We start from the raw sequence: 18,046 nt of genomic DNA, 5'->3' as shown, positions 1-18,046 counted from the left end.
TGCGTGCTTTCTGGGGATGTTTTGTAAAGCATGCGACTGCCCCGTGGCGTGTGCCCGGGTGCCTGTCATGGGGGGATCGTCGCGTGAGCCAGTATCAGCCCGGGCCGTGGGCCGTTCGTCCGCCTGAGCCTGTCCGCATGCCTGATATTCGCCCGCTGCACAAGCGCAAGCGTGTGTGGGTCGGTGGTTTCGCGCTGCTCGCGGTCGGTGCCGCGTTCGGTGGCGGTAGTTCCAGCGCGGCCAGTCCCGCGCCGCGCCCGACGGTCACCGTCACGGCTACCGCCATGAAGACGGCAGCGCCGGCCCCGGCCGTCACCGTGACGAAGTCGGCAGCGCCGGCCCCCACCGCGTCACTCCCTGGCATGATCACGCCTGTGGGTGTGATGTATGACTACTTCTCCGCGGCATCGGACGAGTCGGCCGCCACGATCATCGACTTGCCCGGCGGGCCGGATGGTGCAGGGGCGCACCTGCCAATGCCCGTCCCGGAGATCGTGCGACGTTACGGGCGCGACGGCCTTCGCGAGCTCCTCAGGCCACGGCTTCGGCTGGCCGAGACGGGGTTCCACGTCGTGGCCACCAAGGGGTTCGACTCGACGACCGATCTCGGAGCGATCGAGAGGATCCTGACCGGGGTCGACTTCGACGAGTTCCTGGCACGGCCCCGGACCTCCCACGTCGTCGCCGAACGCGACGGAGGCGAGCGTCTGGTGCTCACCATCAGCGATGAGCTGCAAGGCGCCCTGGCCAGGGTGGAGGCCGCCGAACTGACTGCGGCGGCACGGCATTGGGTCGAAGAGCAGGGGTCTGGTGACACCGACGCGATCGGCGGCCTGCTGCACGAGTTGGCGGAACTCGCCCGCGGGGCACAGCAGCGCGGGGAACGGCTGTACTGCTGGCTCTGCGTCTGATCGACCCGAGTCCCGCACCACCCCAGAGGACGGACGCGTCGGCTTGTGCTGGTAGGACCGTCCCTCCAAAGGAGCCACACCCGCACGGTTTTGACGCTGTTCGGTGGCTCCGGGAAAGGGCCTGATGCGAGATCAGCAGGCGCATCGAGTGTGATGAGTCGCGCGATATGGATGACTTGACCAGCCCAGTGCCCTCTACGGCGCGGTGTCAGTGGGCTACGTCATGATGCCGTGATGGATGATCTCGCTGTGTTGCGGCAGGAGTTTTCGGAGGACGAGGAAGGGTTTCTTGCGATCCTGATCCGTGATCGCAGGTGGGACAAGGAGGCCTTCTCTCGTCTCGAGCGGGCCATGCGGGGACTGTGCGCGGGGTTCGAGGAGCGTGATCAGCAGGAATTGCCGCGGTGGCTGGTGGAAGGGTTCTGGGTGTGTGTCGACTGGCTTCCCGATCACACAGCCCATCCGCGGTTTCCCCGGCCGGAGCCGCCGGCGTATTACGAGGCGGCTCTCACCAGGCTGCGAGACCTTCAGTATTGGCTGGTGACCGGTGCTTCGCCGTACCTGCCCGACCGTGTGATCGCGGACCTGTAGGGACCGGCAGCCATGCCGTCTCGGTTCTCCTGTCCGTTCCCCCTGGTCTATGCCGGAGAGAGTCGGTCCTGACTGGATGTGAGAACACGGTTGAGTGCCGCCCGGCCTGCGGGGCCCCATGTCGGCTTGCCGCCAGGAAGGCCCCGTTCCCCGGCCTGGCCCATAAGGATGAGGAAAAGGCTCTTCATGGCAGCCAGCCCTCGGGCCCGCCGGACCGTCGCCTCGTCCGCGTGCGCGTACACCTCGAAGAACCGTGATGCCGCGCCCTCGGGCAGCAGCACCCACGCGGCCGCGAGGTCCCACGCCGGGTCGCCGGCGAACATGGAATCGAAATCGATCACGCCCGAGAGGGTCCCGTCGGAGACGACGACATTCGCCGGATGGAGGTCGCCGTGCAGCCATACCCGGGGGCCCTCCCACTCGGGGGCCGCGACGGCATCGTCCCAGACGTCCCGGACGGCCTGGGTGTCGGCGGCAAGGCCGCCGGGGGCAATGGCTTGCATGAAGTTCTCGAAGCCGTCCGTGCACTTCTTGGGGTGGGCGCCGCGGTCCGAACTGTCCGGCGCCTCGGCGGGCGCCTCCACATGGAGCGCCGTGAGGAAGCCCGCCAGAGTGTCGGCCGCGTGCTCGCCGCGACTGATCGAGGTGTAGTCCAGCGGCTCGCCGTGAATCCACGTCATGATGCTCCACGGCCTCGGGAAGCGCGCGGACGGTTCGCCGATCCGCACCGGCGTCGGAACCGGGAGCGGAAGACGCGGCGCCAGGACAGGAAGCCACCGGCACTCCTTGCGCAGGAGATCCGGGGCATCTTGCGTGCGCGGCATGCGCACGGCCAACTCATCCCCGAGGCGCCACATCTGGTTGCCCCAGCCGCCCGCCACCTCGCGGATGGGCAGCCCCGCGAGGTCTGGATGCTGGTCCTTGAGAAGATCGTGCACCAGCTCTGCGGTGATCTCGATCTCGGAGTCGGTCATGCGAAGCCACAGTACGTGAGACAGGCGTGGCGACGAGCAGGCTTTGGCGGCCCGCGCGAAGCCCTGGTGACGCAGGTCACCCCATTACGCGGGCCGATCCCGGAATGCGCGCGGGCTTCATTCCGCTGAAACGTTCTTGGGGTGTGCTGGGCAAGGGTGCTCGGCGCGGCCGGTCACGGAGGTGGGGACACCTTCCGGCGCCGTCCCGCTCGTCCCCTCCCGACCACCGTCGCTGAAAGGTTCCCTCACCCGCCATGCCTCTGGCCCTGCTGGCCCTTGCCGTCGTCACGTTCGGAATCGGCACCACCGAATTCGCCACCATGGGCCTGCTGCCCCAGATCGCGGACGGGATGGGTGTGTCGGTGCCGCACGCCGGCAACCTGGTGTCGGCGTACGCCCTCGGCGTCGTCGTCGGTGCCCCCGTGCTGACGGGCATCGGCGCGCGAGTGCCCCACAAGCGGCTGCTGCTCCTGCTCACCGGGCTGTTCGTGGTGGGCAACACGGCGTCCGCGCTCGCCCCGGACTTCGGCCTGCTCTTCGCCGCCCGGTTCCTCGCCGGACTGCCGCACGGCGCGCTGTTCGGCGTGGGCGCCGTGGTCGCCTCCCGCCTGGTGGCTCCGGACCGCGCCGCGCGCGCCGTCTCCCGGATCTTCCTCGGCCTCACCATCGCCAACATCGTCGGCGTCCCCGCCGGTACCGCCCTCGGCCAGCACCTGGGCTGGCGGTACGCCTACTGCGCGGTCGCCGTCATCGGCCTCGTGGCGCTCGCCGCACTCGCCCTCCTCGTGCCCCACCAGCCGCGCGGCCCGCAGGCCGGCATCCGGCAGGAACTGCGGGCGATGGGCAATCTTCAGGTGTTCATCGGCCTGGGCACCGCCGTCGTCGGGTTCGGCGGCTTCTTCGCCTTCTACAGCTACCTCGTCCCCATGCTGACCCACCTGACGGGCATCTCCGACTCCTCCACCACCGTCGTCCTCGCCCTGTACGGCGTCGGCATGACCATCGGCACCCTGGTCGCCGGCCCGCTCACCGACCGCGCCCTGCGCCCGACGCTCTACGGCGGGATCGTCCTGCTGGCCGCCTCGCTGGTGACGTTCTACTTCACCGTCCACAGCACGGTCCCGGCCCTGATCACCGTCCTCTTCATCGGCGCGACGGGCGCGCTCATCACCACGCCCGTCCAGATGCTGCTCATGATCAACGCGAAGGACGCCCCGACGATGGCGGCGGCTTCCAACCACTCCGCCTTCAACATGGCCAACGCGTCCGGCGCCTGGCTCGGCGGCCTGGTCATCTCGGCAGGCTGGGGCTGGGCCGCGCCCAACCTGGTCGGCGCCGCCCTCGCCGTGGCCGGCCTCGGACTGGCCGCCACGGGCGGCTACCTGGACCGTGGCAACCGCCCCTCGAAGGTGGTCATCTCACAGGGCGCCGCGGAGCCGCAGCAGGCCTCCGCGGGCGCCGAGGGCCTGACCGAGCCGAATCGCGGCTGAGCGGCACCCCGGCCGTCGAGGGTTGACCGAGCCGGACCGGGGCTGAGCCGTACCCCGCCCCTCCGGCCGTTCCCTCAGGCTCCGCGGGCCACGGCGCCGCCCGGCACCGTGCTGGTCGCGGTCCCGTCCGCCAGGTGCAGAATCAGGTCGGCCTGGGCGGTCAGACGCAGGTCATGGGTGATGAGGAACGTCGTGCGGCCCGCGGCCAGCCGACGCAGGGGCGCCATCACCCGGGCCGTGGCGCCGTCGTCGAGACCCGCGGTCGGCTCGTCCAGGACGAGCACGGGCGCGGTGCGCAGCATGGCGCGGGCCAGCGCGATCCTGCGGCGCTGGCCGCCGGAGAGACTGTTGCCGCGTCTGCCGACGGGCGTGTCGTAGCCGTCGGGAAGCGCCGTCACGAAGTCGTGGGCGTCGGCCGCGGCCGCGGCGGCCCACACGTCCGCGTCGGTGGCGTCCGGCCGGCCGTAGACGATGTTCTCCCGTACCGTGCCGTCGAAGAGCATGCTCTCCTGGGGCAGCAAGGTGATGTGCCGGCGCACCTCGTCGACCGGGAGCGCGGCGATGTCCAGACCGTCGAGCAGGATGCGGCCCCGCGAGGGTTCGTAGAACCGCAGCAGCAGACCGACCAGCGTGGACTTGCCCGCACCGCTCGGCCCGGTCACCGCGACCAGCAGACCCGGAGGAACGTCGAGGCGCACCCCGTGCAGCACGGGGCGCAGCCCGCCGGGATAGGCGAAACCGACGTCCTCGAAGGTCACGGCACCGCACACCGGCCCGGTCGGCAGCGGGACATCGGGACGCGGAGCGGTGTCGGGGGCGGTGGGCGTGGTGCGCAGGATCTCGATGAGACGTTCGCAGGCGGCGGTCGCGGAGGAGGCGCCTACGACCAGCTCGCCGAGTTCCTGCAGACGCGGATGGAGATAGCCCAGGTAGGCGGAGAAGGCGAGCAGTCCGCCCACACTGAGGTGGTGCGCGGAGATCTGCCAGGCGCCGGCTCCGATCACCGTCAGCACGCTGACCGTTTCCAGGAGTTCGCCGAGCGGGCCGTACACCGACGACAGCCGGATCTGCCGGAGTCCGGCGCGCATCCAGTCCCGCCCCTCGCGGTGCACCTTGGCGCGCTCGGCCTCCTGACGGCTGTACGCCTGCACCACGGGCATGTTGGCGAGGCTCTCCTCCAGCAGCGAGGCCAGCCGGCCGTTGCTGTCACGTTCCTCGCGGGTCGCGCTGCGCATCAGCGTGCCGAACACCCGGGCACCGATCCAGATCAGCGGGGCGGCGGCGAACGTGATCAGCGCCAGCTGCCAACTCGTGCGCAGGGCTGCGGCGGCGAAGACCAGGGCGCCGACGGCGGAGGTGAGCAGTTCGACGGGGGCGGAGGCGATCAGGGTCTCGACGACCTCCACGTCCCCGGTGAGGCGGGAGACGAGGTCACCGGTGCCGTAGCGGTCCAGGCCGTCCGGCGGCAGCTGTTGCAGATGACGGAAGACGCGGTCGCGCAGTCCGAGGAGGAAGTGCTCGCTCGTCCAGCCGGACAGATAGCCGCCGGCGGTGGAGGTGACGGCGCCGACCGCGGCGAGACCCAGCCACAGAGCGGCGGGATCCCAGAACGCGGAGAGGTCGCCGGGCGTGAGCACGTCGTCGGTGAGTTGCCCCGCGATACCGATCGCCCCCGCGTCGCATCCCGCCGACACCACAAGGAGCAGCGCCGACACCAGCACGGCGGTGCGGTTGCCGCTGACCAGCGGCCAGAAGGTACGGAACGCGGCCCACGGCGAGAGCCGGGCGTGCCGCATCCGCGCCGAGGGGGCGGCGGCGGGGCTCGCGGGGACGGACATGTCGAGCGGTGCGGCGGTAGCCATGGCCGGCCGGTACTCCCTGACTCCGTGGGCGCTGCCCGGATTACGGGCGGGCCGGGGCGGCCCGCCTCCGAGGGAAGGCGGTCCGGCCCCGGCACCGTCCGGCGGTCGTGCTACTTGGCGTGCTTCTTGTGCTTGCGGTGGTGCTTCTTGTGGTGGTGCTTGTGATGCGCCTCCTTGGCGGCACCCACTTCCTTCTTCTTGGCCTTCTTGGCCAGTGTGATCTTCGCGAAGGACATGGCCGTTCCTCCTTTGTCGCGACCCGCAAAGGGGCCTCGGAAGGCGCTCACATTCGACCGAGCGCGGTACGTCCATGAATACGAGGGCGGAACTACCCCAATTCAAGGGCGGAGTTGAGTGTTGAATTAGATTCCCTTACCGAACCCCTAACCTGAAATCCCCGTCAAATTCCCTCTGTTCGCGGTCAGCGGCGCTCGGTGTTTGCGGAATCCGGTTCGACCGGCAGCTCCGCCGAGGATCAGGCAGGACTGTCGCGCAGGCGGACGAGCGTGGCCGCGGTCAGCCGGAGAGGCTCCTCGGCCGGGTCGACCAGGACGACCGTGCAGGTCGCGGTGTGGGCGAGCGCGGTGGTGAGACTGCCGTCGGTGAACTGGGCGAGCGGTCCGCGCGGCGAACGTCCCACGGCCACGGCACGGGCGTGGACCTCTGCGGCATGCCGGGCCAGCACCCGGCCGGCGGCGGCGTGATCGCCGACGCTGTCCAGGATCTGACCGGTGGCGGCGAACCCCTGGGCGGCGAGCCGGTCGAGATGGGCGGTGACGGCGGCCCGGGCCTCGGCTGCGGTCTCGCTGTCCGCCGCCTGCTCCTCGACGACGGCGGTCCGCTGGACGTGGACCACCTCCAGCGGGCTGCCGGTGTCCTGCGCCAGCCGGGCGGCGGTGTCCACGACTGCGGCGGCCCGCTCGTGGCCGCCGACGGCCACGACGATCGGGCCCGTGCCGGCCACGGCCCGCCGCCCCACGGGGGTGAGCGTCGGCACGACCGGCTCGCCGGAGTCGAGACGGGACTCCGCGTCCGTGAGCAGCCGGTGCCCGCTCGCCAGCACCGGGATCGCGAGGAGGAAGGTGCCGGCGCCCAGATAGAACGGGACGCTCAGATCGGTGGCGTCGGCGAGCTTCCCGGCGACATAGGGGGCCAGACCGCCGCCGATGAAACGCAGGAAGCCGTACGCGGACGAGGCCACCGGACGCTCGACGGGCGAGACCACCATCACCGCCTGCGTGGTGAGGGTGTTGTTGATGCCGATGAAGACTCCGCTCACGATCACCGCGACGATCACGACCGTGGGCGTGCCGACCCCCGCGGCGATGACGGCCATCACCGCGCCGAGGCCGACGAGGTTGGCGTACAGCACGGGCGCGGTGCCGAAGCGGGCCTGCAGACGCGGGGCGAAGAAGACGCTGAACGCGGCCACCAGCAGTCCCCAGCCGGTGAAGACCAGGCCCAGCTGATGGGCGTTCAGCTCCATCGGATAGGGCGCGTAGCCGAGCATGGTGAAGAAGCCCCAGTTGTACAGGAGAGCCATGATGCCCATGGTCAGCAGACCCCGGTGGCGCAATGCCGTGATCGGCGCCAGTGGTGAGGTACGGCGTTCCGGCCGGGGCAGTGCCGGTACGAAGGCCAGTGTCGCGACGAGGGCTACGGCCATGAGGACGGCGACGCCGAAGAACGGTCCGCGCCAGCTGATGGCGCCCAACTCGCCGCCGAGGAGGGGGCCGACGGCTATGCCGAGGCCGAGGGCGGTCTCGTACAGGATGATCGCACCGCCGAAGCCGCCGCTCGCCGAGGCGACGATGACGGCCAGCGAGGTCGCGATGAACAGGGCGTTGCCCAGTCCCCACCCGGCGCGGAAGCCGACGATGCCGTTGATCGAACCGGAGGCGCCGGCGAGCGCGGCGAACACCACGATGACCGCCAGGCCGGCGACGAGGGTGGGCTTGGCGCCGATCCGGCTGGACACCCAGCCGACGACGAGCATGGCGACCGCGGTGACGATCAGATAGCTGCTGAACAACAGCGAGACCTGACTGGGCGAGGCGTGCAGGCTCTCGGCCAGTGCGGGCAGGATCGGGTCCACGAGGCCGATGCCCATGAACGAGATCACGCAGGCGAACGCCACGGCCCACACGGCCTTCGGCTGCCTGAAAGGGCTCGCGGCCCTCGGGTGTGGAGCACTCATCAACGGTCCTCTTTCCGGATGCGGAACGAGCAGCCCCCGGCTGGGCGGCGTTGGCGGGGGAGGGGGGTCAGTCGCGGGCCCGGCGATCCTCGATCGCGCGGGCCAGGGCGGGCAGGGCAAGCCGTACGGCCTGCTGTTCGGGCTCGGTCAGCTCCCCGATCAGTTCCTGGAGGGCGTGGGCGCGTTCGGCGCGCCGCTGCCGGAAGACGTCGAGTCCGGTTCGGGTGATCTCCACGCGGACCCCCCGTCCGTCGGTGCTGTCGGCGCCGCGGGCCACCAGCCCCGCGCGCTCCAGCCGGCCGACCAGCTGGGTCATCCCCGGCTGCGAGACGCCCTCGGCGCGGGCCAGTTCGGTCAGCCGCAGCGGCCCCTCCCGGCCCAGCCGGGCCAACGCGGAGGAGGCCGCGGTACTCAGACCGCCGGCGGTGGCGCTGTGGCGTACGTGCCGCACCAACTGCTCCACGGCAACCATCAGTTGCTCCGGCGCCTCGCCCGGACCCTCCGCGCCGGCCGTTGCATCACCTGCGGCCAGATCCTCGACCCGACTCTCCATAACGTCATTATGCATCTAGATGTACTATGAAACAAGAAGCCCGGGGCCGATCACCGCCGGCCGACCGCCATCAGAGCCGCCCCGAAGCGCCGAAGCGGTGTGACGGTGCCGCGATGTCCGAACTGCCGCTTGATTCACACACGTTCCGCAGTCACGTGATCACCGCATCAACGGATGCGTCCGCTGAAGCACGGCTACACCAACCACTCCGTGGCAGGTGTCCCGGGCCAGGAACTCCTCGCTGTCGTGTACGTATCTATGGACGCGCCCAGGCTGGTGGGCCGAAATGGTCCAGTGCGACCCTGCTCGTATGAACGTCGACGACAACGATTACTGGGAGCGCTGGATAGCGAGGTTGCTGGCCGTCCTTGCTGCTGATCCTTCTGATCAGCTGACGTGGGCGAGCGAGCACCGAGCGAGGACGGCTGCCGTTGCCGACGACGTCGAATTCATCCTGCATCTGGCCGAAGGAATAGCGGAGCGGGGAACCCTCGAACCCGAGGTCCTTCAGGGCCTCAGGGAAATCGACCGGTTCATCGGTGAGATGGACGTGCGCGGTCGCCCCGGGTGGTGGGCCGACGCGTTGACTGCCGATATGACCTGGAGTGAGGTGCGAACTCTGGCGCGCCGGATCCTCGTCGCCCGGCTGGGCGAGTGGCGTCTGCCGCTGCCACGCCGCGTGCCGCCTCAACACGTGTACGACTGAGAATGTTCGTCCATACCTCACCGGGTACGTTCGGACGAGGCCAGGGAGACCGCTGCTTCACAGGAGGCGGCACCCCGGCATCCTCACAGTCACGTCGGGACGCGAGTGCTCGGCGCAGCCGCACCAGTCGCGCTGCGGCCATGTCAGTCCTCGGCCGCAGCGGAGTCCATTTCCCTTGCCCAGCGTCGGCTCCAGGCATCCAACGGACTCAGCGCCTCGACAAGGTCCTGACCGAGTGGCGTGAGGCGGTAGCCGTCGCTGTGCAGGGCGAGCAGGCGGGCGCCGGTCAGTTCGTCGAGGCGGGTGCTGAGCACACTGGAGGACATGCGCTCGCATCGGCGCTGCAGTTCGCGGAAACCTGACGGTGCCTGACTCAGTTCCCACAGGATGCGCATCGCCCAACGCCGCCCGAGCAGATCGAGCGCGGCCATGACCGGACGGCCCGACTCGGACCCCCGCACCGGCACACCCGGCCGTGGCGCCCTGGCTTCCATTACCCACTCCTTGCGCTTCGTTTCCCGAAGCATGATACTGATTCGAAAATCGAAGCAAGGGGCATCGCATGCCGCGCATCGAACCGCTCACCCCGCCGTATCCGGCCCCTGTCGACCAGGCACTCCGCCGGTGGATGCCCCCCGACGTGCCGCACGAGCCGCTCACGCTGTTCCGTGTCCTGCATCGCAACCCGGAACTGGCCTCGCGCATGTTCGCCTTGGGCGCCGGGCTCCTGGGACACGGCAGCCTTCCCGCCATCGACCGAGAGCTCGTCATCGCCCGCGTCACCGCGCGCACCGGCTGTTCCTACGAGTGGGGCGTACACGCCGCAAGCCTCGCCCGGCAGGCAGGGCTCGGCCCCGAACAGCTCCAGGCGACGACCGACACCGATCCCGCGGCGAACGTCCCATGGCCGCCCCACCATGCGGCACTGCTCGCCGCGATCGACGAACTGCACGACACGGCGCAGCTCTCGCAGGCTGCCTGGGACGCCCTGCGCGTGCACTACCAGGACGGCCAGCTGCTCGAACTCCTCGTTCTGGCCGGCTGGTACCGCACCATCAGCTACCTGGCCAACGGGCTCCTGCTGGAAGAGGAACCCTGGGGCGCCAGCTTCCCGGCCAGGTGACCGCACTCCGCTCACGCCTGGCCATTGACCAGCGTTTGCGGGCGACGCGCTGGCAGTTCTCGTACAGGGGTTGACCGCCTGGCATCTGCTGCGCTCGGTCGCGCGCCCGGTGAGAGCGTGGTGGTCCATGCCGCCGCGGGCGGGACGGGCAGCCTCGTCGTCCAACTGGCCCGGGAGTTCGGGGCAGGGCGGATCATCGCCAGGGCGTCGTCCGACGAGAAGCGCGCCCTCGCTCTCGAACTCGGCGCGGACGCGGCGATCGACGGCGACGCGGGAGGCTATCGAGAGCGAGTCCTTGACGCCAATCACGGACACCCGGTCGACATCGTCCTGGACGCCATCGGCGGCCCCGTTCTCGACGCCGCCCCGGACACACTCGGACACCTCGGCCGACTGGTGACCTACGGCGCCTCGTCCCGGCAGACGGCTTCCGCGGTTGCGCCGAGCCGACTGGCGGTGGACAGCATCGCCGTCGCCGGCTTTTGGGTCATCCCGCTCATCGCCAGGAACGGAGCCGGCGGTGCGGAGCTCGCGGAGTTTCTCGACCTCACGGCGCGGTGTCGCCTGCGGCCCCTGGCCGGCGCGGAGTACGACCTGGCGCGGGCCCGCGACGCGCGCGAGGACCTGCTTGGCCGTCGTACGAAGGGGAAACTGGTCCTCCGCCCTTGAAGACGAACGTCAGTCTCTCCGATCCGGTCCGGCGAAAACCCGTTGGCGGAACCACGGCAACCACTGCTAGGTTCCCGGAAGCCGTGCAAGAGAGCGAGGAGGTGGTACCCGTGAACGCAGTATCGACATGGGTGCTCCCCTCCGGGGTCACGGTCGGACGCTAGGTCGTCCGGGAGCGCCGTTCAAGAGCACTCCCGAAAGGCACGACCATGCAATTCACTTCCGAACAGCGCCTCGACGACGGCGTCCTCGAGCGCGAGTTCACCCTCGGTGAGATCCCCGGCATCCTCTGGACGCCCGCATCCGCATCCACACCGGCCCCGCTGATCCTGCTCGGCCACCCCCCGCTCGGACTGCGCAAGATGTACCCCCGGCTGGTGGCCCGGGCCCGACACTCCGCGGCGGAGGGCATCGCCACGGCCACCATCGAGCTCCCCGGCAGCGGTGACCGGCCCCGTTGGCCTGCCATCGAGCAGGCACGCGCCGGCCTGCGCCGGGTGATGGAGGCCGGCGAGCCGGTCAGCGACGAGATCATCGATGCCCTCGTCCTCCCGCTCGTCGAGAAGTCGGTCCCGGAATGGCGGGCCACCCTGGACGCGCTGCTCTCGCTGCCCGAGATCGGCGGCCCGGTCGGATACTCGGGGGGTGTGATCTCCATCGGCATCCGGTTGGCGGTGGTCGAGCCGCGCATCGTCGCCGCCGGCTTCTTCGCCGGGAGTCTCGTGCCCGCCGCCATGTTCGAGGAGGCCCGCCGGGTCACCATTCCTCTGCACGTCCTGCTGCAGTGGGACGACGAAGGGAACGACCGGCAGGCGGCGCTGGACCTGTTCGACGCCTTCGGCTCCAAGGAGAAGACGCTGCAGGCCAATATGGGCGGACACACCGGCGTCCCGCAGTTCGCGGGGGACGCCGCGGCCCAGTTCTTCACCCGACACCTGAAGTGACGCCGGGCGGTCAGGCCACCAGCAGCCGGTAGCCGTGTTGGCCAGGATGCTGCTCGTCCAGGGACAACTCCCGGCTCTCCTCGGCTCGCTACCCCACGTGCCCCTGCCAGACTCTCGGCAGGGGCACGTGCGGCGATGATGATCCCGCACCGCGCGGCGGGTGCGGAGGAGAGGGCGTTCCCACCGGACTGTCAGCGGATCCTCCCGGCCGTCCGGCAGACACCAGGGCCGGGCATGGCCCGGCAGGCCGGCGAGATGGTGGGGGTGGATGCCGGCGTGCGGGCCAAGCCGGAGCCGCTGCGCGGAGAGTGACCGGTGGTTGGGCCCGGCACCGCGGGCGGTGCCGTTGATGGATCACGGTCTGCGGCCCTCGCATCCGAGGATCGATCTACTGACCGGCCCATTGAATTGAAGGGGCACGCTCTGACGGAACTCCGACGGAATGTTGAACCGGCACGTATTCAACAGAGGAGATCCCATGTGCGCTCGCCTCAATGCCGCCCAGCCGTACGCGATCGCACTGTTCCGTGCTGCCTTCGGCCTGCTCTTCACCATGCAGGGCGTCGCGTCCCTCTTCGGAGTACTCGGTGGCACCGAGGGCACCAACGGCGGCACGATCCCGGTCGGCACCTGGCCCGGCCGGTACGGGGCCGTGATCCAGTTGGTCGCCGGCGCCCTGGTGATTCTCGGCCTCGGCACCCGCTGGGCCGCACTGGTTGCCTCGGGTGCGATGGCGTTCGCCTATCTCGACGTCCATCAGAAGGTCGCGTTGTGGCCCATTCAGAACGGCGGCGAGCCCTCGGTCCTGTTCTGCTTCGGCTTCTTCCTGCTGATCTTCACGGGCTGCGGCGCCTTCGGCCTCGGCCGGCTCTTCGATGGGCGTACGGCCGGAACGCTCCGCCGGTCGCCGAGCAGACCCCGATAGCGGCCCGAGTCCCGGGAGCGGCCCGAACGACGGCCCGCCGCACCTGGTACGGGTTGGCGCGCCGGTCCTGGGCGGCGTCAGGTGTTCGTTCATGCTCCGCCGCCGACCCGGGAAAGACACTCGACGCGTAGTTCCACCCCTGCCGCGTCCGCGTCCCTTACGCTTTCGCCGTCACATAGCGTGAGGAATGATGTGAGAAGCGTGATTGAAGCGCTGCGTAGTCCGCGGCGCCCCCTCGTCCTCGGCTCGGTGCTGACCGTCGCGCTCGTCGTGCAGTCAGCTCTGCTGATCGCCCAGCAAGTGCAGATCGACGACCTGCAGATGCAGCCCGTCGACATCCAGGAGAGCCTTGAGCCCGGCCCTCCCGGTCCGTCAGGCCCACCCGGTCCCACTGGTCCCGCCGGTCCCATCGGCCCGCCGGGCAAGGACGGCAAGGATGGGAAGGACGGGAAGGAGGGCGCGAACGGGAAGGACGGCACGAACGGGAAGGACGGGAAGGACGCTGTCGCCCCGCCGGCGCCGGCGAAGAGCTAGACCCCGGGCCCAACCGGCCGTCTCCTCCTTCGTGCACTGAACGGTGTTCCATCCTTGCCCAGTCCGGACAGGTGCGACCGGAGTTGCGGAGAGCTCCCGGACGGGCGGCAGCGACGTCGGTCGGCCGCCTTGGGCTGTTCAAGGTGGCCGCCGAAGCGCGTGAGCACCCTGGGCTTCCCCGGAGCAGGCGAACATCGTTCCGCCTACCCGCCTGCGCTTCGCCCGTGACGTGATCCAGCGCCTCCGCGCAGAGATCGGCAGGAGGCGGAGGTCCGGTCGCCCCGGAAAGGGCGCTCGGCCTGGAAGTCAGCCTTCTGCCGCGGCCTTTCCTTCAACTCTTTGACATCACATAGCGTGAGGAATGATGTGAGAAATGTGAAAGAGGTGTGGCGTAGTCAGCAACGCCGCCTCGCGCTCGGCGCAGCGCTGACTGTCACGTTCGTCGCGCAGGCAGCTGTGCTCGTCGCCCACCAGCAGCAGATCGACGAACTTCAAGCCCGGCGCATCGCCATCCAAGGGAACGGCATCCGGCAGGGTCTGCCCGGCCCGCCTGGCCCCTCCGGCCCCTCTGGGGCACCGGGCCCCACCGGCCCGACAGGTCTGCCGGGGCGGGAAGGGAGAGAGGGCGACCAAGGTGAGCGGGGGCACAACGGCAGGAGAGGAAGGAACGGTAGGAACGGCGTGGTCATCTACCTCAAATGAACGTACTCGCAGCCGGGCATCACATCGGCTCCGCGTGGGGCGTCCACAGGGGCACGCCCGGCCCCGGTGCCCGACGTCACCCGCCGGCCGGTTCCATGTCCCGTACCGCCCAGGGCGAACGGGCGGCAGGTGTGGCGAACACGGCGGCCACCACCAGGACGAGCACCAGGATCAGGGCGTGCCGCAGCCCGAAGTGCTCGCCGAGGTAACCGAGCGACGGCGGGCCCACCAGGAAGGCGACATAACCGACGGTCGCGGCCAGCGAGACGCGCGCGGCGGGGTCCGGGCCGGAATCGCCTGCCGCGGAGAGCGCGACGGGGAACCCGAGGGATGCCCCGAGGCCCCAGAGGACGGCGGCGGCAGCCGCGACCGCCTGGTTGTCGACGAAGATCACCAGAGCCAGTCCGGCGGCTCCCACGATCGCGCTCCCGCCCAGCGCCGCCGCCCGCCCGAACCGGTCCACGAACCGCCCGCCGACGAACCGCCCGACGGTCATCGCGGCGGCGAACACCGCGTACGCGGCCGAGCCCAGCGCGGCGTCGAAGCCGTGCCCGTCCACCATGACCAGCGGCAGCCAGTCGTTCGCGGTGCCCTCGGCCATGGCGAGGGCGAGGATGACGCCCCCGATCAGCAGCAGCGCCGGGTCCTTCCACACCGTGGCACGCGCCGCGCCCGGTTCGCGGCTCCCGCTCGAGTCGTGCTGCCGGCCCACGTCGACGGGGACCCGCCGGATGACCAGGGCCAGGGCACCCACCACCACCGCGGCGACGGCGACGAGATGCACCAGAACCGGGAAGCCGACGGCCGTCAGGCACATACCGACCACCGCGCCGAGCACCGTGCCGAGACTGAAGAAGCCGTGCATGGCGGGCAGCGTGGAACGGCCCAGCAGCCGCTCCACCTCCGCGCCCTCCACATTGAGCGCCACCTCGCCGCCGCCCATGCCCAGCCCGAACAGTCCGAGGCCCAGAGCGACACCGGGACCCGAACTGACGGCGGCCCCGACACCGACGACCACGGCACCGGCCGCTATCGCCGAGGTACCGGCCAGGATGACCAGCCGGGCACCCCAACGGGCCACGAGCGCGCCCGAGCACAGGATGCCGATCATCGAACCGACGGAGAGCCCGAACAGGATCAGACCCATCTGCGCGGTGGAGGCGCCGAGCAGGTCTCGTACGTCCGGGGTCCGGGTCACCCAGGAGGAGATCGTCAGACCGGGGGCGAAGAGCAGGACGAAGACGGCGGTGCGGCGCCGGGCGAGGTCGGCGGTCATGGGTGGTGGCTCCAGAGGTGTCCGTGCATGAGTCTGTACGACCGTACACACTTACCTGTACATCTGTACACACTCTGGAGCGGTCAACCCATGGCAGATTGAGGACGTGAGCGGCACACGACGCGAGATCCCGAACGATCCCGGACGCAAGGAGCGCATTCTCGATGCAGCCCTCGACGTGATCGCTGAGAGCGGGGTGCACAGAACCACCCACCGCAGGATCGCGGCGCGGGCCGAGGTGCCGCTGGGCTCGCTGACGTACTACTTCGACGGCATGGCGGACCTGCTCGCGCAGGCCTTCGCCCGCCTGTCGGACACCATGTCCCGGCTCTACCGGCAGACCCTGCAGTCCGCCGCCTCGACGGCCGAGGCCGAGGCGGCCGTCGTCGAGCTGATCTGCGGCCCGGCCTACGCCACGGAACGCGACATGACGCTCATCTTCGAGATGTACGCCTACGCCAACCACAACGAGGCGGTCTCCGCCACCACCCGCACCTGGCTGGAACGCAGCAGGGACAGCCTCGCCCTGCACTTCACGCCCGGGGTGTCCCGCGCGCTCGACGCGCTGATCGAGGGCTGGCCGATGCACCGCGCCTTCGCCGACGCACCCCTGGACCGGCGGCTCGTCACCGAGACCGTGCACGCGATCGTCGCCGCCGCACCGCGTCTCTTGGAGGACGGGGCCTGAACCGGACAGGGCCCGAACCGAACGGGGCTTGAACCGAACGGGGCTTGAACCGGCCGGGGCGGCAGTCGTGCCGCCCCGGCCGGGGGGCGGTCACTGGCCCGGCGTGAGGATGTACGTGTTGAGGGTGCCCACCGAGCTGAGCGGGGTCGGCGAGCCGGTGTCGTAGCGGTCCACGGCCAGGTAGTTGGGCTTCTTCCGGGCGGCGGGCGTGCAGAAGTTCAGCGCGCGGTTGAGGAGCTTGCCGTTGTCGGTGGCGGCGGTGGAGGCGATGGGGTAGTCCCGGAAGTGGTTCATCACGAACAGCGGGTGGAAGGCGGACGAGTCGGTGGTGAGCGGCCTGTCGGTGCCCCACCGGCTGTAGCAGGACCAGTCGGAGCTACCGAGACCGGCGCCCATGGACCAGTAGTTCTCCACGGTCCACTCGCGCTGGTACATCACGCCGAAGGTGTCGCGGGTGGTCCAGCCGTTGGCGGTGTCGCTCGCCCGGGTCCGGTCGCTGAAGATCAGCAACTGCTTGCCGCGGGCCGCCAGATCGGCCATGGCCGGCCAGCCCTTGCTCGCCACGCCCTCCTGGTCGGGCCGGTACAGCACGTCGGACAGACCGCTGACGGAGGCGAGCGAGGACTTCAGCACGTCCGAGGAGGCGTAGTCCTCCAGGAACACCGTCGCGAACTGGCCGGGGTTCGCCTTGAGGAAGTCGACGATGCGCTGGAGGTCGGTGGCGAGCGGAACCGGACTGCTGACGCCGTCGCAGCTGTTGTGGCACAGGACCGCCTGGCCGGAGACGGTGTAGTCGTCGAGCATGAACCCGCGCACACCGTCGGAGAGTTGACGGTTGATACCGTAGTTCTGGTTGGGGAACAGGCTGACCGGGAACGAGGCGAAGTTGCCGTCGGAGCTGTTGGCGAAGGCGTTGTGGGCGGTCAGGAACGTGACCTGGTCGAGGGTGCGGGTGTCGGCCGAGGGCATCGCCGAGGTGGCGTAGGAGACCGGGGTGAGGTACCAGCGGGCGAGATCGCCCGAGGCGCCCAGCTGCACGGAATTCGAGTCCGAGGTCGATCCGGTCAGGTACTGCGAGGTACCGGGGACGGCGACCGTGTAGGTGCTGTCGGCGCCGGCGGTGATCGCCCAGGTGGTGCCGTCCGCGCCGCAGGTGGCGGTGACCGCTGCGGTTCCGTTGCGCCCCAGGCAGGTGCCGGACTCGTCGGCGTTCTGGAGCTGGTATCCACCGCTGACCGCGACGGCGGTCCACTGCTGGTGGTCCTCGTTGCCCTTGGGATTGTGGGACGCGACGGTGCCGCTGCTGTCGGCCGCGTTGAGACCGGTGACGTAGTTCTGGAGATAGACCGAGGATGTGGGGACCGTGGCCGAGGCGGTGCCCGGGAGCAGGACGGGCGCCGACAGAGCGAGGACGGCGGAACAGCACAGGACGCGCAAGGGGCGCAGACGCACGGGAAATCCCTTCGCTGTGGCAGGAGTTGCCGATGGTGACAGAGCCATGACTTACCCGTCGGGAAGTGTGCGGCGCCAGTCGTCCAACCTGAATTCCACATCACACAACCGAACTTGATGGAACGTCAGCGAAAGCGGACCGGATGTGCCGGACCGGCTCGGAGCTGCCGCGACACCCACGGCCTGCGAGGACGCGCACGGGACACGGTGGCGAACAGGAGCCGGTGACAGGCGAGCAGGGTGAACAGGCGGTGCGGGCAACCCTCCGCCGGGCCTGCCATGACCGCGGCACGGCCCCGCGCCGGCACCGGGACCCGCCCGGGTTTCGGCTCCCCGACGCTGCCCGAAAGGATGAAGGTCCCGGTCGGACGGCGTGTCGCGCGCCGCGCACCCGGCATTCTCCGAATTGCCGAGGCATATGCGGGGATCAGGGGGCTGAGATGGAACGA

The 18,046-nt window shown here is 70.0% G+C and carries 20 protein-coding genes; 11 read left to right on the top strand and 9 right to left on the bottom strand.

What is annotated here, in order from left to right:
* The first annotated feature begins 83 nt into the window (after window positions 1–83).
* A complete protein-coding gene (locus tag EDD90_RS00420) occupies window positions 84–911 on the top strand; it encodes a hypothetical protein (RefSeq protein ID WP_123971186.1) in 828 nt (275 codons plus the stop codon).
* A 234-nt stretch (window positions 912–1,145) separates the two neighbouring features.
* The gene (locus EDD90_RS00415; RefSeq protein WP_123971185.1) at window positions 1,146–1,502 is read left to right on the top strand and encodes a hypothetical protein; all 357 of its coding nucleotides are present in this window, start codon (window positions 1,146–1,148) and stop codon (window positions 1,500–1,502) included.
* 47 nt (window positions 1,503–1,549) lie between these two features.
* Here the strand turns inward: EDD90_RS00415 and EDD90_RS00410 are convergent, their stop codons facing one another.
* Window positions 1,550–2,476, bottom strand: a complete 927-nt coding sequence (locus EDD90_RS00410; protein ID WP_123971184.1) for an aminoglycoside phosphotransferase family protein — start codon at window positions 2,474–2,476, stop codon at window positions 1,550–1,552.
* 254 nt (window positions 2,477–2,730) lie between these two features.
* Between EDD90_RS00410 and EDD90_RS00405 the strand changes: the two genes are divergently transcribed.
* A complete protein-coding gene (locus EDD90_RS00405) occupies window positions 2,731–3,966 on the top strand; it encodes an MFS transporter (protein ID WP_123971183.1) in 1,236 nt (411 codons plus the stop codon).
* Window positions 3,967–4,040: 74 nt separating this feature from the next.
* On the opposite strand, the gene EDD90_RS00400 is transcribed toward EDD90_RS00405, so the two are convergent.
* From EDD90_RS00400 to EDD90_RS00390, 4 genes are all read right to left on the bottom strand, one after another.
* Complete coding sequence (locus tag EDD90_RS00400; RefSeq protein ID WP_260327454.1) at window positions 4,041–5,828, bottom strand: ABC transporter ATP-binding protein; 1,788 nt, start codon at window positions 5,826–5,828, stop codon at window positions 4,041–4,043.
* Window positions 5,829–5,938: 110 nt separating this feature from the next.
* Window positions 5,939–6,064, bottom strand: coding sequence for a hypothetical protein (locus EDD90_RS56645; RefSeq protein ID WP_260327453.1), 126 nt, complete (start codon window positions 6,062–6,064; stop codon window positions 5,939–5,941).
* Window positions 6,065–6,303: 239 nt separating this feature from the next.
* On the bottom strand, window positions 6,304–8,025 hold the full coding sequence (locus tag EDD90_RS00395; protein ID WP_123971182.1) for an MFS transporter: 1,722 nt from the start codon (window positions 8,023–8,025) through the stop codon (window positions 6,304–6,306).
* 67 nt (window positions 8,026–8,092) lie between these two features.
* Window positions 8,093–8,497 carry a MarR family winged helix-turn-helix transcriptional regulator gene (locus EDD90_RS00390; protein WP_260328662.1) on the bottom strand — a complete coding sequence of 135 codons (405 nt, stop codon included), beginning with the start codon at window positions 8,495–8,497 and terminating at the stop codon, window positions 8,093–8,095.
* A gap of 391 nt (window positions 8,498–8,888) precedes the next feature.
* On the opposite strand from EDD90_RS00390, the gene EDD90_RS00385 reads away from it, so the two are divergent.
* A complete protein-coding gene (locus EDD90_RS00385; RefSeq protein ID WP_123971180.1) occupies window positions 8,889–9,284 on the top strand; it encodes a hypothetical protein in 396 nt (131 codons plus the stop codon).
* Between the two features lie 143 nt (window positions 9,285–9,427).
* Here the strand turns inward: EDD90_RS00385 and EDD90_RS00380 are convergent, their stop codons facing one another.
* Complete coding sequence (locus tag EDD90_RS00380; RefSeq protein ID WP_123980725.1) at window positions 9,428–9,778, bottom strand: helix-turn-helix domain-containing protein; 351 nt, start codon at window positions 9,776–9,778, stop codon at window positions 9,428–9,430.
* A 68-nt stretch (window positions 9,779–9,846) separates the two neighbouring features.
* Here EDD90_RS00380 and EDD90_RS00375 point away from each other — a divergent pair, with 68 nt between their 5' ends.
* From EDD90_RS00375 to EDD90_RS56265, 6 genes are all read left to right on the top strand, one after another.
* A complete protein-coding gene (locus tag EDD90_RS00375; protein WP_123971179.1) occupies window positions 9,847–10,407 on the top strand; it encodes a carboxymuconolactone decarboxylase family protein in 561 nt (186 codons plus the stop codon).
* Window positions 10,408–10,524: 117 nt separating this feature from the next.
* Window positions 10,525–11,076: a zinc-binding dehydrogenase gene (locus tag EDD90_RS00370; RefSeq protein WP_221305053.1), complete on the top strand. Its 552-nt coding sequence runs from the start codon at window positions 10,525–10,527 to the stop codon at window positions 11,074–11,076.
* A 209-nt stretch (window positions 11,077–11,285) separates the two neighbouring features.
* Window positions 11,286–12,020 carry an alpha/beta hydrolase gene (locus EDD90_RS00365; protein ID WP_123971178.1) on the top strand — a complete coding sequence of 245 codons (735 nt, stop codon included), beginning with the start codon at window positions 11,286–11,288 and terminating at the stop codon, window positions 12,018–12,020.
* A gap of 135 nt (window positions 12,021–12,155) precedes the next feature.
* Window positions 12,156–12,332, top strand: a complete 177-nt coding sequence (locus EDD90_RS55015) for a hypothetical protein (protein WP_185148819.1) — start codon at window positions 12,156–12,158, stop codon at window positions 12,330–12,332.
* Window positions 12,333–12,498: 166 nt separating this feature from the next.
* A complete protein-coding gene (locus EDD90_RS00360) occupies window positions 12,499–12,945 on the top strand; it encodes a DoxX family protein (protein ID WP_123971177.1) in 447 nt (148 codons plus the stop codon).
* A gap of 201 nt (window positions 12,946–13,146) precedes the next feature.
* Window positions 13,147–13,479 (top strand): hypothetical protein, encoded by a 333-nt coding sequence (locus EDD90_RS56265; RefSeq protein ID WP_123971176.1) that lies wholly within the window; start codon window positions 13,147–13,149, stop codon window positions 13,477–13,479.
* 345 nt (window positions 13,480–13,824) lie between these two features.
* Here the strand turns inward: EDD90_RS56265 and EDD90_RS55005 are convergent, their stop codons facing one another.
* Both EDD90_RS55005 and EDD90_RS00350 read right to left on the bottom strand, forming a co-directional pair.
* Window positions 13,825–13,995 (bottom strand): hypothetical protein, encoded by a 171-nt coding sequence (locus tag EDD90_RS55005; protein WP_185149692.1) that lies wholly within the window; start codon window positions 13,993–13,995, stop codon window positions 13,825–13,827.
* A 262-nt stretch (window positions 13,996–14,257) separates the two neighbouring features.
* A complete protein-coding gene (locus EDD90_RS00350; RefSeq protein WP_123971175.1) occupies window positions 14,258–15,457 on the bottom strand; it encodes an MFS transporter in 1,200 nt (399 codons plus the stop codon).
* Window positions 15,458–15,563: 106 nt separating this feature from the next.
* On the opposite strand from EDD90_RS00350, the gene EDD90_RS00345 reads away from it, so the two are divergent.
* The gene (locus EDD90_RS00345; RefSeq protein WP_123971174.1) at window positions 15,564–16,145 is read left to right on the top strand and encodes a TetR/AcrR family transcriptional regulator; all 582 of its coding nucleotides are present in this window, start codon (window positions 15,564–15,566) and stop codon (window positions 16,143–16,145) included.
* A 90-nt stretch (window positions 16,146–16,235) separates the two neighbouring features.
* On the opposite strand, the gene EDD90_RS00340 is transcribed toward EDD90_RS00345, so the two are convergent.
* Entirely contained in the window at window positions 16,236–17,591 is a 1,356-nt protein-coding gene (locus EDD90_RS00340; RefSeq protein WP_398928400.1) for an RICIN domain-containing protein, read from the bottom strand.
* Between the last annotated feature and the right edge of the window lie 455 nt (window positions 17,592–18,046).

This window comes from Streptomyces sp. Ag109_O5-1 (assembly GCF_003814875.1).
Classification (GTDB): domain Bacteria; phylum Actinomycetota; class Actinomycetes; order Streptomycetales; family Streptomycetaceae; genus Streptomyces; species Streptomyces sasae.
This window is presented reverse-complemented; position numbering and strand designations above follow the sequence as displayed.